Annotated in this window: 21 protein-coding genes, 1 pseudogene and 1 riboswitch; of the genes and pseudogenes, 10 read left to right on the forward strand and 12 right to left on the reverse strand. The window is 61.1% G+C overall.

Annotation, left to right across the window (positions count from 1 at the left end):
- Nucleotides 1-81: 81 nt before the first annotated feature.
- The 3 genes from VQ575_RS24855 to VQ575_RS24865 all read left to right on the forward strand — a co-directional run bounded on the left by VQ575_RS24855 (nt 82) and on the right by VQ575_RS24865 (nt 2,471).
- Nucleotides 82-750: a polysaccharide lyase family 7 protein gene (locus VQ575_RS24855; protein WP_045157176.1), complete on the forward strand. Its 669-nt coding sequence runs from the start codon at nt 82-84 to the stop codon at nt 748-750.
- A 308-nt stretch (nt 751-1,058) separates the two neighbouring features.
- Entirely contained in the window at nt 1,059-1,727 is a 669-nt protein-coding gene (locus VQ575_RS24860; protein ID WP_039590574.1) for a polysaccharide lyase family 7 protein, read from the forward strand.
- 459 nt (nt 1,728-2,186) lie between these two features.
- Nucleotides 2,187-2,471: a hypothetical protein gene (locus VQ575_RS24865; protein ID WP_045157177.1), complete on the forward strand. Its 285-nt coding sequence runs from the start codon at nt 2,187-2,189 to the stop codon at nt 2,469-2,471.
- A 190-nt stretch (nt 2,472-2,661) separates the two neighbouring features.
- On the opposite strand, the gene fba is transcribed toward VQ575_RS24865, so the two are convergent.
- The 6 genes from fba to tkt form a co-directional block, all read right to left on the reverse strand.
- Nucleotides 2,662-3,726: a class II fructose-bisphosphate aldolase gene (fba, locus tag VQ575_RS24870; protein WP_003177554.1), complete on the reverse strand. Its 1,065-nt coding sequence runs from the start codon at nt 3,724-3,726 to the stop codon at nt 2,662-2,664.
- Nucleotides 3,727-3,893: 167 nt separating this feature from the next.
- A complete protein-coding gene (locus VQ575_RS24875) occupies nt 3,894-4,229 on the reverse strand; it encodes an MliC family protein (RefSeq protein ID WP_039590570.1) in 336 nt (111 codons plus the stop codon).
- A gap of 57 nt (nt 4,230-4,286) precedes the next feature.
- A complete protein-coding gene (locus VQ575_RS24880) occupies nt 4,287-4,511 on the reverse strand; it encodes a hypothetical protein (protein WP_039590569.1) in 225 nt (74 codons plus the stop codon).
- A 31-nt stretch (nt 4,512-4,542) separates the two neighbouring features.
- A complete protein-coding gene (locus VQ575_RS24885) occupies nt 4,543-5,706 on the reverse strand; it encodes a phosphoglycerate kinase (protein ID WP_325918622.1) in 1,164 nt (387 codons plus the stop codon).
- 24 nt (nt 5,707-5,730) lie between these two features.
- Nucleotides 5,731-6,786 carry an erythrose-4-phosphate dehydrogenase gene (gene epd, locus VQ575_RS24890; RefSeq protein WP_045157179.1) on the reverse strand — a complete coding sequence of 352 codons (1,056 nt, stop codon included), beginning with the start codon at nt 6,784-6,786 and terminating at the stop codon, nt 5,731-5,733.
- A gap of 144 nt (nt 6,787-6,930) precedes the next feature.
- Nucleotides 6,931-8,928, reverse strand: a complete 1,998-nt coding sequence (gene tkt, locus VQ575_RS24895; RefSeq protein ID WP_039590558.1) for a transketolase — start codon at nt 8,926-8,928, stop codon at nt 6,931-6,933.
- A gap of 255 nt (nt 8,929-9,183) precedes the next feature.
- Between tkt and VQ575_RS24900 the strand changes: the two genes are divergently transcribed.
- Together VQ575_RS24900 and metK are read left to right on the forward strand one after the other, a co-directional pair.
- On the forward strand, nt 9,184-10,179 hold the full coding sequence (locus VQ575_RS24900) for an ArsR/SmtB family transcription factor (protein WP_039590556.1): 996 nt from the start codon (nt 9,184-9,186) through the stop codon (nt 10,177-10,179).
- 19 nt (nt 10,180-10,198) lie between these two features.
- The gene (gene metK / locus VQ575_RS24905) at nt 10,199-11,389 is read left to right on the forward strand and encodes a methionine adenosyltransferase (protein WP_030137860.1); all 1,191 of its coding nucleotides are present in this window, start codon (nt 10,199-10,201) and stop codon (nt 11,387-11,389) included.
- 78 nt (nt 11,390-11,467) lie between these two features.
- Here metK and VQ575_RS24910 read toward each other — a convergent pair whose 3' ends face one another.
- Nucleotides 11,468-12,088 (reverse strand): LysE family translocator, encoded by a 621-nt coding sequence (locus tag VQ575_RS24910; RefSeq protein WP_325918624.1) that lies wholly within the window; start codon nt 12,086-12,088, stop codon nt 11,468-11,470.
- Nucleotides 12,089-12,294: 206 nt separating this feature from the next.
- On the opposite strand from VQ575_RS24910, the gene ligB reads away from it, so the two are divergent.
- Together ligB and VQ575_RS24920 are read left to right on the forward strand one after the other, a co-directional pair.
- On the forward strand, nt 12,295-13,968 hold the full coding sequence (gene ligB / locus VQ575_RS24915) for an NAD-dependent DNA ligase LigB (RefSeq protein ID WP_325918626.1): 1,674 nt from the start codon (nt 12,295-12,297) through the stop codon (nt 13,966-13,968).
- Nucleotides 13,969-14,059: 91 nt separating this feature from the next.
- Nucleotides 14,060-14,455: a DUF1090 domain-containing protein gene (locus tag VQ575_RS24920; protein ID WP_039590550.1), complete on the forward strand. Its 396-nt coding sequence runs from the start codon at nt 14,060-14,062 to the stop codon at nt 14,453-14,455.
- A gap of 25 nt (nt 14,456-14,480) precedes the next feature.
- Here the strand turns inward: VQ575_RS24920 and VQ575_RS24925 are convergent, their stop codons facing one another.
- Nucleotides 14,481-14,930, reverse strand: coding sequence for a c-type cytochrome (locus VQ575_RS24925; RefSeq protein WP_039590548.1), 450 nt, complete (start codon nt 14,928-14,930; stop codon nt 14,481-14,483).
- Between the two features lie 124 nt (nt 14,931-15,054).
- On the opposite strand from VQ575_RS24925, the gene mltA reads away from it, so the two are divergent.
- The gene (gene mltA, locus VQ575_RS24930) at nt 15,055-16,242 is read left to right on the forward strand and encodes a murein transglycosylase A (RefSeq protein ID WP_325918628.1); all 1,188 of its coding nucleotides are present in this window, start codon (nt 15,055-15,057) and stop codon (nt 16,240-16,242) included.
- A 135-nt stretch (nt 16,243-16,377) separates the two neighbouring features.
- Here the strand turns inward: mltA and VQ575_RS24935 are convergent, their stop codons facing one another.
- Together VQ575_RS24935 and VQ575_RS24940 are read right to left on the reverse strand one after the other, a co-directional pair.
- Entirely contained in the window at nt 16,378-16,761 is a 384-nt protein-coding gene (locus VQ575_RS24935) for an MAPEG family protein (RefSeq protein WP_045157182.1), read from the reverse strand.
- Nucleotides 16,758-16,991 (reverse strand): annotated as a pseudogene (locus VQ575_RS24940) (hypothetical protein); the annotation flags it as partial. The pseudogene VQ575_RS24940 and the gene VQ575_RS24935, both read right to left, overlap by 4 nt.
- Nucleotides 16,992-17,223: 232 nt before the next feature.
- Between VQ575_RS24940 and VQ575_RS24945 the strand changes: the two are divergent.
- Nucleotides 17,224-18,393: an MFS transporter gene (locus tag VQ575_RS24945; protein WP_039590544.1), complete on the forward strand. Its 1,170-nt coding sequence runs from the start codon at nt 17,224-17,226 to the stop codon at nt 18,391-18,393.
- On the opposite strand, the gene VQ575_RS24950 is transcribed toward VQ575_RS24945, so the two are convergent.
- Both VQ575_RS24950 and VQ575_RS24955 read right to left on the reverse strand, forming a co-directional pair.
- Complete coding sequence (locus tag VQ575_RS24950) at nt 18,344-19,228, reverse strand: formate/nitrite transporter family protein (protein ID WP_039590543.1); 885 nt, start codon at nt 19,226-19,228, stop codon at nt 18,344-18,346. The two genes, VQ575_RS24945 and VQ575_RS24950, sit on opposite strands and share 50 nt — an antisense overlap.
- 114 nt (nt 19,229-19,342) lie before the next feature.
- The gene (locus VQ575_RS24955; protein WP_039590542.1) at nt 19,343-19,744 is read right to left on the reverse strand and encodes an acyl-CoA thioesterase; all 402 of its coding nucleotides are present in this window, start codon (nt 19,742-19,744) and stop codon (nt 19,343-19,345) included.
- Between the two features lie 190 nt (nt 19,745-19,934).
- A riboswitch (S-adenosyl-L-homocysteine riboswitch) is annotated at nt 19,935-20,041 on the forward strand.
- A 23-nt stretch (nt 20,042-20,064) separates the two neighbouring features.
- Between VQ575_RS24955 and ahcY the strand changes: the two genes are divergently transcribed.
- Nucleotides 20,065-21,474: an adenosylhomocysteinase gene (ahcY, locus tag VQ575_RS24960; RefSeq protein WP_039590541.1), complete on the forward strand. Its 1,410-nt coding sequence runs from the start codon at nt 20,065-20,067 to the stop codon at nt 21,472-21,474.
- Nucleotides 21,475-21,517: the final 43 nt, after the last annotated feature.

Consider the following 21,517-nt stretch of genomic DNA (forward strand, 5'->3'; position numbering starts at 1 on the left):
TTTCGACACGCTTCAAAAGGGCGGTTTAAAGCCTCCCGACGCGGCGTACACCTTTTACATCCGATACGTAGGAACCTGGACATGATCGATCTCGCAACCTGGAACTTGAGCATTCCTGAAGGCGCCCCACCGGCAACCATTCAAACCTCGCAACTGGTCCAAGGCTTCAAGAACCAGTACTTCAACTCTGAAACCGGCACCGTATTCTTTTGGGCTCCGGTGACGGGCGCCACCACGGCCAACGCCATTTACCCTCGCAGCGAACTGCGCGAAACCAACAGCGACGGCACGTTGCGCAACTGGCTTTACCCAGCGGCGGATAACAAGCTGGCCGCCACCTTGACCGTCGGCCAAGTGCCCAGCACCGGCAAGCTGGTGATTGGCCAGATCCACGCCAAGGACAGCAACAGCCCCATGGTGAAGCTGGAATACCAGTACAAGACCTATAGCTCGACCGGCAACATCGTCGCCAAAGTGCGCATGCGCCCCGACGACGCAACGGGCCAAGTGATTACCATTGCCACGGGCATCAAGCTCAACCAGCCATTTTCGTACCTGATCCATCTCAACCGCGCAGGTCTCTTGACCATCAATGGCGCTGGATATCAGTGGAGCAGCACCGTCAGCAGCACCTGGAGCACCAAGCCGCTGTATTTCAAGGCAGGTGTCTATGTGCAAGACAACACCGGCTACGCCACCGAAGGCGGCAAAGTGACGTTCAGCTTGCTGGATATCGATCACAACCTCTAAGCCCTTCCCTACCGAGCAGCAGCATGGATCGCTGCCTGCCCGCGACCGACTCGCCTCCCTCCGTTCAACGTCGCAATGGCATCGCCAAAAAGCCATCGTTCAATAAAATTTTGACGCTCCCGACTAACGGTCGATTATCTGCGGCACAAAACCGCTAATTCCTACTCTGACGGTCTGCTGGCGCCAACGCTCCGCCGTACGATCGTGCCAATTTCTCGTCTGCGACCGCCTTGAGCCTCAGCAAACGCGCGTCTTAAAGCCTCCGGCTGTGGCGTAAATCATTTCTTCTTCTCAGAAAGGATCCGAACATGGTCGATATGGCAACCTGGAACCTGAGCATTCCCGAAGGCAGCCCGCCGAAAACCATCGAAACCCCTCGCCTGGTCGACGGGTTCAGGGATAAATATTTCAACTCCGAAGGCAGCACGGTGTACTTCTGGTCTCCCGTCACCGGCACCAAGACTGAAAATGCGATCTACCCCCGCAGCGAATTGCGTGAAACCTACAAGGACGGAAGGTTGCGTAACTGGGTTTATCCAGACGCCGACAATTTCTTGCGGGCAACGCTCGCCGTCAATCAAGTGCCCAGCAGCGGCAAGATCGTGATTGGCCAGATCCATGCGAAGGACAGCAGCAAGCCCATGGTCAAGCTGGAATACCAATACAAGGACGACAGCGCCACCGGCAACATCGTGGCCAAGGTCCGCATGCGTCCCGATGACAGCGAAGGCAGGGTTATCACCGTCGCCACGGGGGTGAAGCTCAACCGGTCGTTCTCCTACCGGATCCACCTGGATCGGACCGGCGACCTGGGCATTACCGCCGCTGGCAATAGTTGGTACACCACGGTCGGCGCCGCCTGGCGCGACAAGCCGTTGTACTTCAAGGCCGGGGTGTATGTGCAAGACAACACGGGCTATACCAGCGAAGGCGGGAAAGTGACGTTCAGCGCGTTGGATATCGATCACAACACCTGAGATTTCACTTCCGATAATCTCGTAGGAAACCCCCTCTTGTGGCGAGGGGATTTATCCCCGTTGGGCTGTGAAGCAGCCCCTCTTTTCCGTCAGCCCCACCGCATGTGCCGACTTTACGGCGGCTGCGCCCCCCGAGCGGGAGCAAGCTCCCTCGCCACAGGGGGCGGTGCGTCCTACAGGTCGATTTTGGTCTCGAAAATCTCCTCTATAGTTCGGTGGGTCTGCTGGCGTTGGTCAGTGGGCGAGGGTTTCGCAGCCCTGGTGAGTTAGAATCACGACCGTCAGAAACCGACTTAGGCACTCCGGCCTACACTCGGCTTTTCATGGCGGCTGTGTGTGGGAGATCTTCGGGTCTGCCGGGTTTCTAACTCCTCGGTCTGCGAACCCGCACATGGCTGCCACCCAATTTGTTTCGCAGCAAACGGTGGCGAGTACTTTTTCTTGAGTTAGAGGCTTGTCATGAAAACTGAACAATCGCTTAGCCGCTTCAGCCCACTCACTCCGATCGCCACCACCCAACCCATCCTGTTCATCGACAGCACCGCCCCACTGACTGAGCTTCACGCCTGCGCCAGCGAACGCCTGCACGCTACCCTCGATTACCTGACACTCATGGCCTGCGCCACCCTGCACGATTCGGCCGCCAGCGACCTCAACACCCTCACCAACGTCGCCCGGATTCTGGTCCAGGATGTCACCGACGTGTTCGGCGTCATCGAACAACGCGGCCTCCAGGACCAATAAAGCCCTCCCGACGGGAGATGTTCACCCTGTGGGAGATGCCCCCCTGTGGCAGCGAGCTTGCTCGCGATAGCGCTGGGTCAGCAGCATGGATGTCGACTGACACAGTGCTATCAGAATCTGTGTGTATACACCCAAATCCCAAACATAAAAAAACCCGCATCACTGCGGGTTTTCTCACAACGCTAAAACATCAATTAACCTTAGCGTTCAACTCACCTTTCAAATACCGCTGATACATCGCTTCCAAAGAAATCGGCTTGATCTTGGAAGCATTACCCGCCGTACCAAACGCCTCATAACGCGCAATACACACATCCCGCATCGCCGTTACAGTCGCGCCAAAGAACTTGCGCGGGTCGAACTCGCTCGGGTTGGTCGCCATCAGGCGACGCATCGCACCGGTAGAAGCCAGACGCAGGTCGGTGTCGATGTTGACCTTGCGCACGCCATACTTGATGCCTTCGACGATTTCCTCAACCGGCACGCCGTAGGTTTCCTTGATGTCGCCGCCGTACTGGTTGATGATCGCCAGCCATTCCTGCGGTACCGAGGACGAGCCGTGCATCACCAGGTGAGTGTTGGGGATGCGCTTGTGGATTTCCTTGATGCGATCGATCGCCAGCACGTCGCCGGTAGGCGGCTTGGTGAACTTGTAGGCGCCGTGGCTGGTGCCGATGGCGATGGCCAAGGCGTCGACCTGGGTTTTCTTGACGAAGTCCGCGGCTTCTTCCGGGTCGGTCAGCATCTGGCTGTGATCCAGCACGCCTTCAGCACCGATGCCGTCTTCTTCGCCGGCCATGCCGGTTTCCAGCGAGCCCAGGCAACCCAGTTCACCTTCCACCGAGACGCCGCAGGCGTGGGCCATGGCGACGGTCTGCTGGGTGACGCGCACGTTGTACTCGTAGTCGGTCGGGGTCTTGCCGTCTTCGCCCAGGGAACCGTCCATCATCACCGAGCTGAAGCCCAACTGGATGGAGCGCTGGCAGACGTCAGGGCTGGTGCCGTGGTCCTGGTGCATGCACACCGGGATGTGCGGGAACTCTTCGATCGCCGCCAGGATCAGGTGACGCAGGAACGGCGCGCCGGCGTATTTGCGGGCACCGGCCGAAGCCTGGACGATCACCGGGGAGTCAGTCTTGTCAGCGGCTTCCATGATGGCGCGCATCTGCTCAAGGTTGTTGACGTTAAAGGCTGGGACGCCGTAGCCGAACTCGGCTGCGTGGTCCAGCATCTGACGCATGCTGATAAGTGCCATTGTGTGTATCTCTCCCGGTCGAGGGTCGTTAATCGTGCCAGCCTGCCGGAGCGGCGGCGGCTATTCAAGTCATTGCGGATCGGGGGTTGGCCCCGGCCCGCGTGTTCGGTGTCGCAAATCCAACGTCTTGCACAGATCCCCGTGGGAGCGGGCCTGCGATGTGTCTGTTACTGCGCCCTGCAACCACGCCCAATCAGGTCATTGGTGGCGACCCAGTACACCAGGCCTTCCTCGCCCTTGACGTGCAGCGCCAGCATGTCATCGCTGTACAGCGAGCCTTCAGCGCCCGGCTCCAGCTTGAGCCGATAAACCTTCTCGGCGCCGCCCAAGCGTACATCGACTTCCTTGCGCGCAGCGTCGGTATAACGCCAGAGCACCTTGGCTTCGCTGTCACATGTCCAACTCGTCCAGCCCTCTGCAACGGGTTCGGACGACTGCAAAAACCCCAGTTGCGAGCAACCGGCCAACAATGCCAACGCCATGACGGCGACAAAGCCTTTCATCCGTGTTCCCCAACCGACGGCGCAGGCCGCCGGCCTTGAGTTAATGAGTCTGACCCGTCAAGGGCAACCATGTTCCTTGACCGGCGCTTGCGTCTCGTATTTATCCAGGCCATCCGGCCCGGAGCGCTTGTTCAGCACCGGATTGGTCTCGGCCTGCCAGTCAGCCTGGTAGCAACCTTCCTCGGGCGCGGGCGCCGTATCATCCGGCGCCGTGCCTTTCGGGCTGCTGGAACAGGCGACCAGCAACGTCGCGGCCATCAGCGCCATGAACGTCTTGACCATCGGAACACTCCTTTGCCTGGTCAACGTCGCCTCAGGCCTTGGCCCGGCTTTCCAGGACTTCCACGGCTGGCAGCACTTTGCCCTCGACAAATTCGAGGAACGCGCCACCGCCGGTAGAAATGTAGGAGATCTGCTCGGCTACGCCATATTTATCGATGGCCGCCAGGGTGTCGCCACCGCCCGCGATGGAAAACGCAGCGCTATCGGCGATGGCTTGGGCCAGCACCTTGGTGCCGTTGCCGAACTGGTCGAACTCGAACACGCCGACCGGACCGTTCCACAGGATGGTCTTGGAGGATTTCAGCAGTTCGGCGAAGTTGGCTGCGGTTTGCGGACCGATGTCGAGGATCATATCGTCCTCGGCCACGTCGGCAATCAGCTTGACGGTGGCGGTGGCGCTTTCGGCGAATTCCTTGGCGACGACCACGTCCACCGGCAACGGTACGCTGACCTTGGCGGCGATTTCACGGGCGGTGTCCAGCAGGTCCGGCTCGTACAGCGATTTGCCGACCGGGTGACCAGCGGCTGCGAGGAAAGTGTTGGCGATGCCGCCACCGACGATCAACTGGTTGCAGACCTGGCTCAGGCTGTTGAGCACGTCCAGCTTGGTGGAAACCTTGGAGCCGGCGACGATGGCAGCCATCGGTTGGGCCGGCGAGCCCAGGGCCTTGCCCAGCGCTTCCAACTCAGCCGCAAGCAGCGGGCCGGCGGCGGCGACTTTGGCGAATTTCGCCACACCGTGGGTCGAGCCCTCGGCGCGGTGCGCGGTGCCGAACGCGTCCATCACGAACACGTCGCACAGGGCAGCGTATTGCTGGGCCAGTTCATCGGCGTTCTTTTTCTCGCCCTTGTTGAAGCGCACGTTTTCGAACAGCACGACATCACCGGCCTTGACGTCGACACCGCCCAGGTAATCGGCCACCAGGGGCACGTCACGGCCCAAGGCCTTGCTCAGGTAATCGGAGACAGGCTTTAGGCTGTTCTCGGCGGAGAATTCGCCCTCGGTCGGACGGCCCAGGTGCGAGCAGACCATCACCGCCGCGCCTTTTTCCAGGGCCAGCTTGATGGTCGGCAGCGAGGCCAGGATGCGCGCGTCGCTGGTGACGACACCGTCCTTGACGGGGACGTTGAGGTCTTCGCGGATCAGTACGCGCTTACCTTGCAGATCGAGGTCGGACATCTTCAACACGGTCATGGGTCGCAATTCCTGGGTAACTGTTTAGAGAGCAGGTTTATTGGAAGCTGTTTGCAGGTAGTGCTCGGCAACGTCCAGCATTCGATTGGCAAAACCCCATTCGTTGTCGAACCAGGCCAGGATATTCACAAGCCTCGGCCCGGAAACGCGGGTCTGGCTGGCATCGACGATGGCCGAATGTGGGTCGTGGTTAAAATCACAGCTGGCATGAGGCAACTCGGTATAGGCCAATAGGCCTTTTAGCGGGCCGCGGGTGGCGGCTTCGCGCAGGATCCGGTTGACCTCGGTGGCGTCGGTATCGCTCACGGTCTGCATCGTGATGTCGAGGCAGGACACGTTGACCGTCGGCACCCGCACGGCTTTGGCCTGAATTCGCCCGGCAAGTTCCGGCAGCAGTCTTTCTATGCCACGCGCCAGACCAGTGGACACCGGAATCACCGACTGGAAGGCCGAGCGGGTACGCCGCAGGTCCTCATGGTGATAGGCGTCGATCACCGGTTGGTCGTTCATTGCCGAGTGGATCGTGGTAATGGACACGTATTCCAGGCCGATGGCCTGGTCCAGCAGGCGCAACAGCGGCACGCCGCAGTTGGTGGTGCAGGACGCGTTGGAGACCAGCAACTCTTCGCCGGTCAGGCAATCCTGGTTCACGCCATAGACAATGGTGGCATCCACGTCCGCTTCACTGGCCATCGGCTGGGAAAACAGCACCCGTGGCGCGCCCGCCGCAATGAAACGTTGGCCATCGTCGCGAGTGTTATAGGCGCCGGAGCACTCAAGCACCAGATCGACGCCCAGCGACGCCCAATCGATGCCTTCGGGGGTGGCACTGCGCAGGACCTTCACGCAGTCGCCATTGATATGCAGACAATCGCCCTCGACCCGTACTTCGCCCGGGAACCGGCCGTGGGTGGAGTCAAAGCGTGTCAGGTATTCGATGCTGGCCATGTCAGCCAGATCGTTGATGGCCACGATCTCGAACCCAGCCTTCGCCCCTCGCTCGAACAACGCACGCAAGACGCAACGACCAATGCGGCCGTAGCCGTTGAGTGCAACTTTGTAGGGACGCGGTTGGGGCATGGGGGTTCTCTGACCTGTGAGTCCATTTAAGGCTACGGTGCCTGAACCGCCGCTATCACAAGCAAGCTCGCCCCCACAGGGTCCGTTGAAAAACCTTGTGGGAGCGAGCTTGCTCGCGAGGGCGCCGGAGACAACCTATGCGGATCAGTCTTCCAGCAGCTCTTCAGCCTGCCCCAGGATGTTATCCAGGGTGAAGCCGAATTCCTCGAACAGCGCCGACGCAGGGGCCGATTCGCCATAGGTGGTCATGCCGATCACGCGACCTTCCAGGCCTACGTACTTGTACCAGTAGTCGGCATGGGCGGCTTCGATGGCGATCCGCGCGCTGACTTGCAGCGGCAACACTGCTTGCTTGTAGCCGGCGTCCTGGGCGTCGAACACGCTGGTGCATGGCATGGACACCACGCGCACGTTGCGGCCCTGCTCGGTCAGCTTGTCGTAGGCCTGGACGGCCAGGCCGACTTCCGAACCAGTGGCGATCAGGATCAGCTCAGGTTCGCCGATGCAATCCTTGAGCACGTAGCCGCCACGGCTGATGTCGCCGATCTGGCCGGCATCGCGGGTTTGATGCTGCAGGTTCTGGCGGGAGAAGATCAGCGCCGACGGGCCATCATTACGCTCGATGGCGTATTTCCAGGCCACCGCCGATTCCACGGCGTCGCACGGGCGCCAGGTATCCAGGTTCGGTGTGCAGCGCAGGCTCGCCAGTTGCTCGATCGGCTGGTGCGTCGGGCCGTCTTCGCCCAGGCCGATGGAGTCGTGGGTGAACACATACAGGATGCGTTTTTTCATCAGGGCCGACATGCGCACCGCGTTGCGGGCGTATTCCATGAACATCAGGAAGGTCGCGCCGTAAGGCACCAGGCCACCGTGCAGGGCGACACCGTTCATGATCGCGCTCATGCCGAACTCGCGAACGCCGTAGTACATGTAGTTGCCGCTGGCGTCTTCGGCCGTTACACCCTTGCAGCCTTTCCACAGGGTCAGGTTGGAACCGGCCAGGTCGGCCGAACCGCCCAGCAGTTCCGGCAGCAGCGGACCAAAGGCATTCAAGGTGTTCTGGCTGGCCTTGCGGCTGGCGATGGTTTCGCCCTTGGCGGCAACCTCGGCAATGTAGGCAGAAGCTTTTTCGGCGAAGTCGGCCGGCAGTTCGCCGCTGAGGCGACGCACCAGCTCGTTGGCCAGTTCAGGGAATTCGGCGGAATAGGCGGCAAAGCGCTGGTCCCACTCGGCTTCGGCGGCGCGACCTTTTTCCTTGGCGTCCCATTCGGCATAGATGTCGGCCGGGATTTCGAAAGGCCCGTGCTCCCACTTCAGCGCGGCACGGGTCAGGGCGATTTCCTCGGCGCCCAATGGCGCGCCGTGGCAGTCTTCCTTGCCCTGCTTGTTCGGCGAACCGAAACCGATGGTGGTCTTGCAGCAGATCAAGGTTGGCTGCGCGCTCTTGCGGGCCGTCTCGATGGCGATCTTGATTTCTTCCGGGTCGTGACCGTCGACGTTGCGGATCACCAGCCAGTTGTAGGCTTCGAAACGCTTGGGCGTGTCATCGGTAAACCAGCCTTCGACTTCGCCGTCGATGGAGATGCCGTTGTCGTCGTAGAAGGCGATCAGCTTGTTCAGGCCCAGGGTTCCGGCCAGGGAAGCGACCTCGTGGGAAATGCCTTCCATCATGCAGCCATCACCCAGGAACACGTAGGTGTGGTGGTCGACAACGTCATGACCTGGGCGGTTGAACTGCGCTGCCAGGACCTTTTCCGCCAGGGCGAAGCCCACGGCGTTGGCCAGGCCTTGGCCCAGCGGACCGGTGGTGGTTTCCACGCCTGGGGTATAGCCATATTCCGGGTGGCCCGGGGTGCGGCTGTGCAGCTGGCGGAAATTCTTCAGGTCGTCGATCGACAGGTCATAGCCGGTCAGGTGCAGCAGCGAGTAGATCAACATCGAGCCGTGGCCGTTGGACAGCACGAAGCGGTCACGGTCGGCGAACGAAGGGTTGCTCGGGTTGTGCTTGAGGTAGTCGCGCCAAAGCACCTCGGCGATATCCGCCATACCCATGGGGGCGCCGGGATGGCCGCTGTTGGCTTTTTGCACGGCATCCATGCTGAGGGCACGAATGGCATTGGCACGCTCACGACGGCTGGGCATCGCTGATCTCCTGGGTTTTGAATAACGAAACTGAAAAAAGGCGAGCATTTTCCCTCACCCACCCGCCCCGGGGCAATCAGATACTCGTCCAAAGGCGATATTTGCGGCGGATAAACCCCCATCGGCCAGGTGAAACCTTTCCGCTGATGGTGGATAGAGTCAAGCACACCCGAGGAAGTGCCATTTATCGACCAATATCAAAACTTTTTGATATTGACCTTGCGATGCGCCAGACCCGTCACTAGACTGCCGCCCATGAATTTACGCGTGCCTTCCATTCGCCATGATGACAGCGATGAACTGGCGGCCCTTTGCAAGGCCGGCGGCGATCCGTTGCGGCTCAATGTATTGCGCGCCCTGGCCAACGACTCATTCGGGGTATTGGAACTGGCGCAGATCTTCGGCATCGGCCAGTCAGGCATGAGTCATCACCTCAAGGTACTGGCCCAGGCCGACCTGGTGGCGACGCGGCGCGAAGGCAATGCGATTTTCTACCGGCGCGCCCTGCCCCACAGCGACCTGCTGGGTGGCAAACTGCACGCCGCGCTGCTTGAGGAAGTGGACGAGCTGGACCTGCCGATGGAGGTGCAGGACCGCATCGCCCAGGTCCACGGGCAACGTGCCGCCGCCAGCCAGGATTTTTTCGCACGGGTCGCCGAGAAATTTCGCGCCCAGCAGGACCTGATCGCCGGGCTGCCGCAATACCGTGATAGCGTCGTGGCGCTGCTCGACAAGCTGAGCTTCGAGCCCTGCGCCACGGCGATGGAAGTCGGCCCCGGCGACGGCGCTTTCCTGCCGGAACTGGCGCGACGCTTCAGCCAGGTGACGGCGCTGGACAACAGCCCGGCCATGCTCGAACTGGCCCGCCAGGTGTGCGAGCGCCAATCCCTGGCTAATGTCAGCCTGCAACTGGCCGATGCCCTGAACGGCGTAGGCCTGCGAGCCGATTGCGTTGTATTGAACATGGTACTTCACCATTTTGCCGCACCGGCCGATGCGCTCAAGCACATGGCCAACCTGCTGCAACCGGGCGGTAGCCTGTTGGTGACAGAGTTATGCAGCCACAACCAGAGTTGGGCCAAGGAGGCCTGCGGTGATCTCTGGCTGGGGTTTGAACAGGACGATCTGGCCCGTTGGGCCACCGCTGCGGGTCTCGTGCCCGGGGAAAGCCTCTATGTAGGCTTACGTAATGGTTTCCAGATTCAGGTCCGCCATTTTCAGCGGCCGGCTGGCGACACTCACCATCGGTAACTTGTAGGAAAACATCGAGATGAGCGAATACTCCCTTTTCACCTCCGAGTCCGTGTCTGAAGGGCATCCGGACAAAATCGCCGACCAGATTTCTGATGCGGTGCTGGACGCCATCATTGCTGAAGACAAGTTCGCCCGGGTGGCGTGCGAGACTCTGGTGAAAACGGGCGTGGCGATCATCGCCGGCGAAGTCACCACTTCGGCCTGGGTCGACCTGGAACAGATCGTTCGCGATGTGATCCTGGGCATCGGCTACAACAGCTCCGACGTCGGTTTCGACGGCGCGACCTGCGGCGTGATGAACATCATCGGCAAGCAGTCCCCGGACATCAACCAGGGCGTTGACCGCGCCAAGCCGGAAGACCAGGGCGCGGGCGACCAGGGCCTGATGTTCGGCTACGCCAGCAACGAAACCGACGTGTTGATGCCGGCCCCGATCACCTTCTCGCACCAGTTGGTCCAGCGCCAGGCCGAGGCTCGCAAATCCGGCCTGCTGCCTTGGCTGCGCCCGGACGCCAAGTCGCAAGTGACCTGCCGCTACGAAGGCGGCAAGGTCGTTGGCATCGACGCCGTCGTGCTGTCGACCCAGCACAACCCGGAAGTGTCCTACAAGGACCTGCGCGAAGGCGTGATGGAGCTGATCGTCAAGCACGTGCTGCCTGCCGAATTGCTGTCCAAGGACACCCAGTTCCACATCAACCCGACTGGCCAGTTCATCATTGGCGGCCCGGTCGGCGACTGCGGCCTGACCGGCCGCAAGATCATTGTCGACAGCTACGGCGGCATGGCCCGTCACGGCGGCGGCGCGTTCTCCGGCAAGGATCCATCCAAGGTTGACCGTTCGGCGGCCTACGCCGGTCGTTATGTCGCCAAGAACATCGTTGCCGCCGGCCTGGCCGAGCGCTGCGAGATCCAGGTGTCCTACGCCATCGGCGTCGCCCAGCCTACGTCCATCTCGCTGAATACCTTCGGCACCGGCAAGATTGGCGACGACAAGATCATCCAGCTGGTGCGTGAAGTGTTCGACCTGCGTCCGTACGCGATCACCACCATGCTCGACCTGCTGCACCCGATGTACCAGGACACCGCAGCCTACGGCCACTTCGGTCGCACGCCGCAGACCAAGACCGTGGGCGACGACACCTTCACCACGTTCACCTGGGAAAAAACCGACCGCGCCGACGCCCTGCGCGCCGCTGCCGGCCTGTAATACCCGCTGCGATAAAAAAGCCCCTGGCGATGCAGAGTCGCCAGGGGCTTTTTTTCGCCTTTATGGCGAGGGGTGCTGCTACGTTCGCCGCGCCACCAACAAGAACGAAGCCGCGCTCGCCAACAGCCCCGCACACATCCGATTGAACAAGCGCTTGCCGCTTGGCCGTGCAAACAGTCGCCGCGCATAAATTCCCATATAGCAGTACAAGCCGATCGCCACGCACTCCAAGGCCAGGAACAGCCCGCCCAATACGGCGAACTGTTGGGTGACGGTGCCCGCACGATCAACGAACTGCGGCAAGAAAGCGGTAAACAACAGAATCGCCTTGGGATTGCCGATCGCCACCAGGAACTCCTGGCGCGCCAGGCTGGCCATGCTCATGGAAACGGTCGCCGCCTCGCCCCCGGACTCGGGCTGCGCACGCCACAACTGCACGGCGAGATAAAACAGATAGCCGGCACCAACCAGCTTGATGCCCAGGAATAACAATTCCGAGGTGTGCAACACGGCGGTCAGCCCCACCGCTGCCAAGGCAATCATGATTGCAAATGCCAGCAGTCGACCGATACCGCCGCTGCACGCTCTGACAAAGCCATAACGCGAGGCATTGCTGATGGACAGCAGGTTGTTCGGGCCCGGCGCCATGTTTAGCGCAAAGCAGGCCGGGATGAAGACAGCGAGTGTCGTCACGTCCATCGGTTGCACTCCTGGCATATCGGATCGAGCGTCCATTCTGCACCGGCCAACGACGTGTTCAAGGGACAGTTGTGCAACCAAATCACCTTGGACTGTACCGTCCGCACTTCGCCTTCAGGTTTCGCAAAACCCGGTAACCCTCTGGGTCTCGCATCTTTTCGCACAGTGGCTAGCCTTCAGGGACTCAACCGAGCAAGGATGCTTCGATGCCACCGTTTTTGTACGCACTCGCCTGTCTTTTATTCATCGCCATACCCGCAATGGCCGCGCCTTGTCCCGACTGGCCCACGGAACGTGCGCGCGCAGAGATCACCGCGCTGCAGCAACAAATCGATATCTGGGACGACAGCTATCACCGCATCGGCCAATCCCAGGTGGCCGACGAACTCTACGATCAATCCCGCACGCAGTTGAGCCATTGGCGCGGCTGCTTCAATCTTCCGACAATCGATGATCCCCTGCGCTCAGCGGGCGGAACGGTGCGCCACCCTGTCGTCCATACGGGCCTGGAAAAACTGAAGGATGCCGACGCCGTCGGTGCTTGGCTGCACGGTCGCGAGGAGGTCTGGGCCCAACCGAAAGTCGATGGCGTGGCGGTGACGCTGGTGTATCGAAAGGGCCACCTGTACCAGGCGATCAGTCGCGGCGATGGGGTACTGGGGCATGACTGGACCGTTAACGCGCGAAAGATTCGCGCCATCCCGCAACGGCTGCGCCAAGCCGTGGACCTGGTCGTCCAGGGGGAGTTGTACTGGCGCCAGGAGGGCCACGTCCAGGCCGACCGCGGCAGCATGAACGCCCGCGGGACCATGGCGGGCCTGATGGCACGTACCAACCTGACGACGCAAGACGGGATCTATATAGGCCTGTTTGTCTGGGAATGGCCAGAGGGGCCAGACACCCTGACCGACCGAATGGTTGCGCTGGGTGAGCTGGGCTTCGCTGACACCCTCGACTACAACCAACCTGTCCGGGGCCTGGCCGATGCCGAGCGGTGGCGCGACCACTGGTATCGCACCCCGCTGCCGTTTGCCAGCGACGGAATCGTTCTACGCCAAAGTCGTCGTCCTCCCGCCGATCGCTGGAAGGCCCGGGCGTCGTTCTGGAGCGTCGCCTGGAAATATCCGTATGCCCAAGCCATGGCCGAGGTACGCCAGGTGAACTTCAAGATCGGACGCACTGGGCGTATCACGCCCGTCCTGGAACTTGAACGCATCCGGCTCGACGACCGGTGGATTCGCCGTGTAAGCGTCAGCTCGCTCAAGCGCTGGGAAGAGATGGACATTCGCCCCGGCGATCGGGTCGCCATCAGCCTGGCCGGCTTGACCATTCCGCGCCTCGATGGAGTCGTGCTTCGCAGCCTCGAACGCCAAGCCGTCAACGCGCCCGCAGTAGCCGACCACCATCTGCTGAGTTGCTGGCAACCCACGCCCGGTTGCGAAAGCCAGTTTCTGGCGCGACTGAACTGGCTCAGCGGCAAGCACGGTCTCGCCCTCCCCCATGTCGGCCCTGGGACTTGGGAAAAGCTGCTGGCCGCCGGTCGACTCGACGGATTACTGGATTGGTTGACCCTCGATGCCGCCGAGCTTGCTAACATTGCCGGTTTCGGAGAACGCAGCAGCGCCCGCCTGCTTGCCAGCCTGGGCAGCGCCCGGCAGCGGCCCTTTCACCTGTGGCTCAAGGCCCTTGGCCTGCCGCCTACAGCGCAGGCCAGGCTGGGTGGATCATGGCAGGCGTTGGCCGAGCGCAGCACCGAACAATGGCAAGCCGAAGCCGGTATCGGGCCGGGACGCGCGGCGCAACTGAGCGCTTTTTTTCGCGACCCGCAGGTGCTGGCCTTGAGAGAAACACTACACACCGCCGGGATCGACGGTTTTTAAATCACCCTGGGGCGGTTGAACCCAAAGGGCGGAAACGCGCTCCAACAGCGCATCGACACAGACCGCCCGCAAGTCTTTATACGGAGTTGCTATGAATTTCCTGTCCCCCGTTGCCCTGCTCGCCTTGTGCGGCGTCATGGCTACGCCTTTGATGGCGACTGAGCAGCCCCCGGAACTGACCGGTTGCGCGGCAAAGCGCCAGGGCATCATCAATCAGATCGAACTGGCCAAGTCGCGAGGCAACCCGGACCAGCAAGCCGGCCTCGAGACAGCGCTGAACGAAGTCACCACCCATTGCACGGACGCGTCCTTGCGCAAGGAGCGGGAAAACAAGGTGCTCGAGGCCAAGCACGAGGTGAGTCGACGCCAGGCCGACCTGGAAAAAGCCATGAAAAAAGGCGACGCTGAACGGATCAACAAGCGCAAGGACAAACTGGCAGCTTCCCGCAAGGAATTGCAGGAAGCGGTGGATGAGTTGGACAAATAAGCTCCACCCTTGCGGCTGTTTTCATTCAGTAATCCCGAAACTCCTTGTGGCAGGCACTGCAGGCGTCTTCGACCTTTTGCACCGCCGGTCCCAACTGGCTGGCCCTGTAGGGCTGGACCTTGCTGATCGTCACCAACTCAGCGGTAGCGGTCTCAAGATTGCGGGCCATCTCCTGGAAGCGTGCCTGTTTTTGCCAGACCTCATCCGTGGCGCTGGTATGGTCTTCTTCACGAACCGGCGGGAAGTGCTTCCAGGGCTCGCGAGACAGTTGGTCCAGCTTGACCGCGCCGTCGGCGAAACGCGCGCCGTCGAACGGAACACGTCCACGCAGCATGCCGCCCAACTCTTCGTTGGTCTTGAGCATCTGTTTGAAAATAGCCTTGCGTTGGCCGAGGGGGGAGTTGGGATCCACACCACCGCAGCCGGATAACACCAGGCAGGCCAGCACGGCCATGGAAAATCGTCTTACAAACATCTTTGCCTCGGGGCAGGAAATGGCCGTTAGTATCCCCGGGGTCGTCAGAAAAGACCAATGGCCCTATCAACAATACGGGTTGTCGAGCGCGCGAAGGCACTCAACGACTGCAAAGGACATCTTCATGAATAGCCGCTTCAAGCCATGGCACAAACGCCTGGCGTTGACCCTGCCGTTGATCGCACTGCTGGCCGGCTGCAATCGCGGTGAAAAGGTCGAAGAGCCCAAGACCCATGCCCTCGCCACTTATGTCAGCGCTCCCTGGGAAGCATTGCCTTCGGTGTCCGATGAGGACTTGCTGGCCGGCTTCGGCTCATGGCGCAGCGCGTGCACCCGACTCAAGGCCGACGCGACCTGGGGCCCAACCTGTGCGGCGGCAGCCAATGTGTCGCAGACCCCACAGGCAGTGCGCGACTTTCTCAGGCGAACCCTGGACGTCTATGGTTTGCGCTCGGGGGACAACAGCCCCAACGGCCTGATCACCGGCTACTACGAACCGGTATACCCCGGCAGTCTCACACAGACCGCCACTGCCAATGTGCCGGTCTATGGCGTTCCGGAAGACATGATCATCGTGGCGCTGGACAGCATTTACCCTGAGCTCAAGGGCAAACGCCTGCGTGGCCGCCTTGAAGGCCGAGTGCTCAAGCCCTACGACGACGCGGCCACCATCGAAAACAACGGCGTGAAGGCGCCTGTCATCGCCTGGCTGACGGACCCGATGAACCTGCAATTCCTGCAGATCCAGGGTTCGGGACGCATTCGCCTCGACGATGGCCGCCAACTGCGCATCGGCTATGCCGACCAGAACGGCCATCCGTATCGCCCCATTGGCCGCTGGCTGGTCGAGCAGGGTGAGCTGAAGAAGGAAGACGTGACCATGGGCACCATCAGTGCCTGGGCCAAGGCCAACCCGAACCGTATTCCCGAACTGCTGGCGAGCAATCCGAGTTATGTATTCTTCAACCGCAACCCCGACAGCAACGAAGGCCCGAGAGGCTCGTTGAACGTCCCACTCACCGCAGGGTACAGCGTGGCGGTTGACCGCAAGGTGATTCCCCTGGGCAGCCTGTTGTGGCTATCCACGACTCGCCCGGACGGCAGCGCCTTGAACCGCCCCGTCGCCGCCCAGGACACCGGCGGGGCGATTGCCGGCGAAGTGCGGGCTGACCTGTTCTGGGGAACGGGCGACGCCGCCGGGCAACTGGCCGGGGACATGAAGCAACAAGGCCAGATCTGGATGCTGTGGCCCAAGGGCATGCCGCTGCCTCAGGTGCCGCAGGTGGCGAATGCAATCAGCGCCAATCATTGACGAATGAGCTGAATTGGCGGGCCCTTCAGCGAGCAAGCTCACTCCCTTGATGGAACTCCGTAAACCGGAGCCCATATGGGAGCGAGCATGCTCGCGAAGAGGCCCGCACAAATCTCAAATATTCAGTAGTCAGGCTCAGGCCGAAACAAAGAAGAAACTCAAGACCAATCCCACCCCCACGAACCACACCAGCGAACGCAGGATCGCCCAGTCCGCCAAATAGCAAATGATGTACAGCAGGCGGCTGGTGATAAACAGCACCGCCAGCACGTTGATGGTCACCAGTTCGGCATTGCCGGCCAGGTGGGCGACGATCACGGCGGCGGCAAAGAACGGGGAGATCTCGAAGCTGTTCAGCTGCGCGGCGTAGGCTCGCCGGGGAGCGCCTTCGAGTGAATCGAGAAAGTCCCGGGGATCGTGGTTATCTTGCAGCCTATATCTCCCGCCTGCCTTGGCGATGCCGATACACAGGTAAGGCAGGAGGAAAGCGATCAAAACACACCACAGGGCAACCGTCATACCGCATTTTCCTTATTTGATTTTAGAGAATCGAGGGCAAGCGTCTCAGGAGTTATTACCAGCATGCCAACCAGCACCAGCCCGCAGGCTAAGAGTCGCGACCGGCCGAAAGGTTCTTTGCGGTGACGCAGCCCGAAGAGCGCAGCGCGGTTTGCACTGATCCTGGGCAGCGCCGTCGCTTCGGCGATCGAACCCAGCCGCATCGCCCATGACACCAGAGCGTAGCTGAACCTGGCCCCCGCAACCGACCGCCAGCCCCGGCACCGTCACCACCTTACATTGCGCCTGTAGAATTGACTCGCGATCCAGTAGCAGCTGTTTATACTGCACTCGACCACGCCGCACTCAGTTGCGCATAGATCAATTCCAATAATTCTGCTGCCGCCCCCGTTCGCTCGAACCAAAGCGTCGGCATGCGTATGCCTGATCCGAGCGTCAAGACTATAGACAGAGACCTTGCGCATGCCACTCGCCTTGCTTGCTTTGGCCGTTGCCGCTTTCGGCATCGGCACGACTGAATTTGTCATCATGGGCCTGCTGCCCGACGTCGCCCGAGACCTGGCGGTAAGTATCCCTCACGCGGGGCTGCTGATCACCGGTTATGCCTTGGGCGTGGTATTTGGCGCGCCGATCCTGGCGATCGGCACCGCGAACATGCCGCGCAAGGCCACGCTGTTGGGCATGACCCTGATGTTCATTCTCGGCAATGTGCTCTGCGCCCTGGCGCCGAACTACACCACGCTCATGGCAGCCCGGGTCATTACCGCCTTATGCCACGGCGCGTTTTTTGGTATTGGCTCGGTGGTGGCGGCCGGTTTGGTGGCGCCGAACAAACGGGCCCAGGCCATCGCGATGATGTTCACCGGCCTGACCCTGGCGAATGTCCTGGGCGTGCCGCTGGGTACGGCCTTGGGTCAATACGCCGGCTGGCGATCGACGTTCTGGGCGGTATCGGTGATCGGTGTGATTGCAGCCATCGCCCAGTGGGTCTGGCTGCCCAAGGAAATCCCCATGGACAAGGCCAACCTCGCCAGTGAGTTCAAGGTGCTGGGCAAGGCCAGCGTGTTACTGGCCCTGGGCATGAGTGTACTGGCCTCCACCAGCCTGTTCAGCGTATTCACCTACATCGCGCCGATCCTGCAGGACATCACCGGCGTCAGCCCTCATGGCGTCACCGTCATGTTGTTGCTTTTCGGGGTCGGCCTGACAGCGGGCAGTTTCCTCGGTGGACGCCTGGCGGACCGGCGCCTGTTGCCGTCCCTGGTGGGCATGGCGCTGGCCGTGGTGCTGGTGCTCGCCGCCTTTAGCCAGACCAGCCGATCGGTGGTTCCGGCAGCGATCACTCTGGTGCTATGGGGCGTTTTCGCCTTTGCACTGTGCCCGATCCTGCAATTGCTGATCATTGACCAGGCCCACGAGGCCCCCAATCTCGGCTCGACCCTGAACCAGAGCGCCTTCAACCTCGGCAACGCCGCCGGTGCCTGGATCGGCGGGCTGGTCGTCGCCAGCGGTGCCGACCTCGCCGATCTGCCATGGACCGGCGCCCTGGTCGGCGGGCTGACCGTATCGACCGCCCTTTATTTTATTTTTCGGCAGCGTCGCCTGGACGCCGTGGCAGGCTTTGCCGACTGAGGGGTGTATTGGTTTCGCTGCGCACCTGCGCGTGGCTGATCAGGGCGAAGATGAAACTGCCACCGATGATGTTCCCCGCCAAGGTTGGCACGGCAAACACCATCCAGAAGTCCTCCCAGGACAGCTGGCCGGCAAACACCAGGTAAGACACTTCGGCCGAGCCGACGACGATGTGGGTGAAATCCCCAAGCGCCATGAGGTAAGTGATCATTACGATGATCCACATCTTGGCGCTTTCCATGGACGGGATCATCCAGACCATCGTGGCGATCATCCAGCCGGAAATGATGCCCTTGGCGAACATCTGGCCGGTGTCGTTTTCCATCACCTTGCGACCGATATCCAGGAAGGCCAGGTCGGTGCGCTGGTCGAAAATCGGCAGGTGCAGCATCACGTAGGCCACCAGCAACGTGCCGCACAGGTTGCCCACCAAGACCACGCCCCATAACCGGAACAACCGGCCAAAATTGCCCAAGGTTGGTTTGCTCATGATCGGCAGCACAGCGGTCAGCGTGTTTTCGGTGAACAGTTGCTGGCGTGCGAGGATCACCGCCAGGAAGCCCGCGCAATAGCCGAGACTGGCGATCACCTTGAAACCTTCGTGATCCGGCAACCGAGAGTTGAGCAACCCCATCGCCATCAACGACAACCCCATGGTCAACCCGGCTGCCAGGGCCGACCACCACAGCGCCGCCACGCTGCGCTCCAACTCCTGGTCGCCCTGGGTGCGGATGATTTCATGCAATACCGCCGCCCGGGGCGGCTGGTTGCGGTCGACCTCGTGCTGTTCCTCTGCCGAGAGATCAGGGGTCTTGCCGTCTTTTTGAGTGTCCATACAGCTCCTGAACCGGTGGCGTGATGTACCTACGACACACGGCGTCAGGAGCTGTTCAGTGGTGCCCGCAAATGAGAGGCATACTGCCCGCTCGCGAAGCGCGCGCCGCCGACCTCACTCGACGGCATCGTCCTTGAACTGGTCCTTGACGTACTTGATCTCGGTCCGGCCATGGGGCGCGGGCAAGCCGTCTTCGCCGAGATTGACGAAAACCATTTTTTCCACCGTCAGGATGCTTTTGCGGGTGATCTTGTTACGAACTTCACAGGTCAGGGTGATGGAGGTGCGACCGAACTCGGTGGCGGTGATGCCCAGTTCGATGATGTCGCCCTGGCGCGAAGCGCTGACGAAATTGATCTCTGAGATGTACTTGGTCACCACACGCTGGTTACCCAGCTGGACGATGGCGTAAATGGCCGCTTCCTCGTCGATCCAGCGCAACAGGCTGCCGCCGAACAGCGTGCCATTGGGGTTGAGGTCTTCGGGCTTGACCCATTTGCGGGTATGGAAATTCATGATCACTCCTGCGCGTCTGGCCGATGAATGTCCGCATCATGGCAGACCGGGCAGATACGCTCTACGCTGCGGCACCTATAACGATCATCGGCAATTTTGATTTGCCGACGGAAACCCTTTGGAAGATCCGATTAGCCCGTTATAATCGCCACCGCTTTATCCGGTCCACCCTTTGGACCGGTCCCGCCACCTGTCCGAGGGGCGCTGCAGCAGGCTCGACCTGTCAGGCTCGGATGGGGCGTTGCTTGTACGGGTTTGTCCGCACAGGCACTAAACGCACAACGGCGCCCATTCGCATACATTACGAATGGAGGCTCTTCATGAGCGCTGTAATCACGCCTGCTGCTTTTTCCGACTACAAAGTCGCCGACATGTCCCTGGCTGCCTGGGGCCGCCGCGAAATCATCATCGCCGAATCCGAAATGCCAGCCCTGATGGGTCTGCGTCGCAAGTACTCTGGCGAACAGCCATTGAAAGGCGCCAAGATCCTCGGCTGCATCCACATGACCATCCAGACCGCCGTGCTGATCGAGACCCTGGTTGCCCTGGGTGCCGAAGTTCGCTGGTCGTCCTGCAACATTTTCTCGACCCAGGACCAGGCCGCTGCCGCCATCGCTGCTGCCGGCATCCCGGTCTTCGCCTGGAAAGGCGAGACTGAACAAGAGTACGAGTGGTGCCTGGAGCAGACCATCCTCAAGGATGGCCAGCCGTGGGACACCAACATGATTCTTGACGACGGTGGCGACCTGACCGAGCTGCTGCACAAGAAATACCCGGCCGTGCTGGACAAGGTCCACGGCGTGACCGAAGAAACCACCACTGGCGTACACCGCTTGCTGGACATGCTGGCCAAGGGCGAGCTGAAGATCCCGGCCATCAACGTCAACGACTCGGTGACCAAGAGCAAGAACGACAACAAGTACGGCTGCCGTCACAGCCTCAACGATGCCATCAAGCGCGGCACCGACCACTTGCTGTCCGGCAAGCAGGCCCTGGTGATCGGCTACGGTGACGTGGGCAAGGGCTCGGCCCAGTCCCTGCGCCAGGAAGGCATGATCGTCAAGGTATCGGAAGTCGACCCGATCTGTGCAATGCAAGCCTGCATGGACGGTTTCGAACTGGTTTCGCCGTTCATCGACGGGATCAACGACGGCACCGAAGGCAGCATCGACAAGGCACTGCTGGGCAAGATCGACCTGATCGTGACCACCACCGGTAACGTCAATGTCTGCGATGCCAACATGCTCAAGGCCCTGAAGAAGCGCGCCGTGGTCTGCAACATCGGTCACTTCGACAATGAAATCGACACCGCTTTCATGCGCAAGAACTGGGCATGGGAAGAAGTCAAGCCACAGGTCCACAAGGTGCACCGCACCGGCGCTGGCAGCTTCGACCCACAGAACGACGACTACCTGATCCTGCTGGCCGAAGGCCGCCTGGTCAACCTGGGCAACGCCACCGGCCACCCAAGCCGCATCATGGACGGCTCGTTCGCCAACCAGGTCCTGGCCCAGATCTTCCTGTTCGGCCAGAAATACGCCGACCTGTCGCCGGCCCAGAAAGCCGAGCGCCTGACCGTGGAAGTGCTGCCGAAGAAACTCGACGAAGAAGTGGCCCTGGAAATGGTCCGCGGCTTCGGCGGCGTGGTCACCCAGCTGACCAAGCAACAGGCTGACTACATCGGCGTTAGCGTCGAAGGCCCGTTCAAGCCGCACGCTTACCGCTACTGATCGGCGTCGCCTGCTCTCCTTGTGGGAGCGGGCTTGCTCGCGA

This window comes from Pseudomonas frederiksbergensis (assembly GCF_035751725.1).
Taxonomy (GTDB): domain Bacteria; phylum Pseudomonadota; class Gammaproteobacteria; order Pseudomonadales; family Pseudomonadaceae; genus Aquipseudomonas; species Aquipseudomonas frederiksbergensis_A.

Excerpts from the sequence above, each read along its gene's own strand:
- VQ575_RS24900 (WP_039590556.1), top strand. The coding sequence starts at position 9,184 with ATGAATTTACGCGTGCCTTCCATTCGCCATGATGACAGCGATGAACTG.
- VQ575_RS24920 (WP_039590550.1), top strand. The coding sequence starts at position 14,060 with ATGAATTTCCTGTCCCCCGTTGCCCTGCTCGCCTTGTGCGGCGTCATG.
- metK (WP_030137860.1), top strand. The coding sequence starts at position 10,199 with ATGAGCGAATACTCCCTTTTCACCTCCGAGTCCGTGTCTGAAGGGCAT.
- VQ575_RS24945 (WP_039590544.1), top strand. The coding sequence starts at position 17,224 with ATGCCACTCGCCTTGCTTGCTTTGGCCGTTGCCGCTTTCGGCATCGGC.
- VQ575_RS24950 (WP_039590543.1), bottom strand. The coding sequence starts at position 19,228 with ATGGACACTCAAAAAGACGGCAAGACCCCTGATCTCTCGGCAGAGGAA.
- VQ575_RS24935 (WP_045157182.1), bottom strand. The coding sequence starts at position 16,761 with ATGACGGTTGCCCTGTGGTGTGTTTTGATCGCTTTCCTCCTGCCTTAC.
- mltA (WP_325918628.1), top strand. The coding sequence starts at position 15,055 with ATGAATAGCCGCTTCAAGCCATGGCACAAACGCCTGGCGTTGACCCTG.
- epd (WP_045157179.1), bottom strand. The coding sequence starts at position 6,786 with ATGCCCCAACCGCGTCCCTACAAAGTTGCACTCAACGGCTACGGCCGC.
- tkt (WP_039590558.1), bottom strand. The coding sequence starts at position 8,928 with ATGCCCAGCCGTCGTGAGCGTGCCAATGCCATTCGTGCCCTCAGCATG.
- VQ575_RS24955 (WP_039590542.1), bottom strand. The coding sequence starts at position 19,744 with ATGAATTTCCATACCCGCAAATGGGTCAAGCCCGAAGACCTCAACCCC.
- fba (WP_003177554.1), bottom strand. The coding sequence starts at position 3,726 with ATGGCACTTATCAGCATGCGTCAGATGCTGGACCACGCAGCCGAGTTC.
- VQ575_RS24875 (WP_039590570.1), bottom strand. The coding sequence starts at position 4,229 with ATGAAAGGCTTTGTCGCCGTCATGGCGTTGGCATTGTTGGCCGGTTGC.
- VQ575_RS24925 (WP_039590548.1), bottom strand. The coding sequence starts at position 14,930 with ATGTTTGTAAGACGATTTTCCATGGCCGTGCTGGCCTGCCTGGTGTTA.
- ligB (WP_325918626.1), top strand. The coding sequence starts at position 12,295 with ATGCCACCGTTTTTGTACGCACTCGCCTGTCTTTTATTCATCGCCATA.
- VQ575_RS24910 (WP_325918624.1), bottom strand. The coding sequence starts at position 12,088 with ATGGACGTGACGACACTCGCTGTCTTCATCCCGGCCTGCTTTGCGCTA.
- VQ575_RS24860 (WP_039590574.1), top strand. The coding sequence starts at position 1,059 with ATGGTCGATATGGCAACCTGGAACCTGAGCATTCCCGAAGGCAGCCCG.
- VQ575_RS24855 (WP_045157176.1), top strand. The coding sequence starts at position 82 with ATGATCGATCTCGCAACCTGGAACTTGAGCATTCCTGAAGGCGCCCCA.
- VQ575_RS24865 (WP_045157177.1), top strand. The coding sequence starts at position 2,187 with ATGAAAACTGAACAATCGCTTAGCCGCTTCAGCCCACTCACTCCGATC.
- ahcY (WP_039590541.1), top strand. The coding sequence starts at position 20,065 with ATGAGCGCTGTAATCACGCCTGCTGCTTTTTCCGACTACAAAGTCGCC.
- VQ575_RS24880 (WP_039590569.1), bottom strand. The coding sequence starts at position 4,511 with ATGGTCAAGACGTTCATGGCGCTGATGGCCGCGACGTTGCTGGTCGCC.
- VQ575_RS24885 (WP_325918622.1), bottom strand. The coding sequence starts at position 5,706 with ATGACCGTGTTGAAGATGTCCGACCTCGATCTGCAAGGTAAGCGCGTA.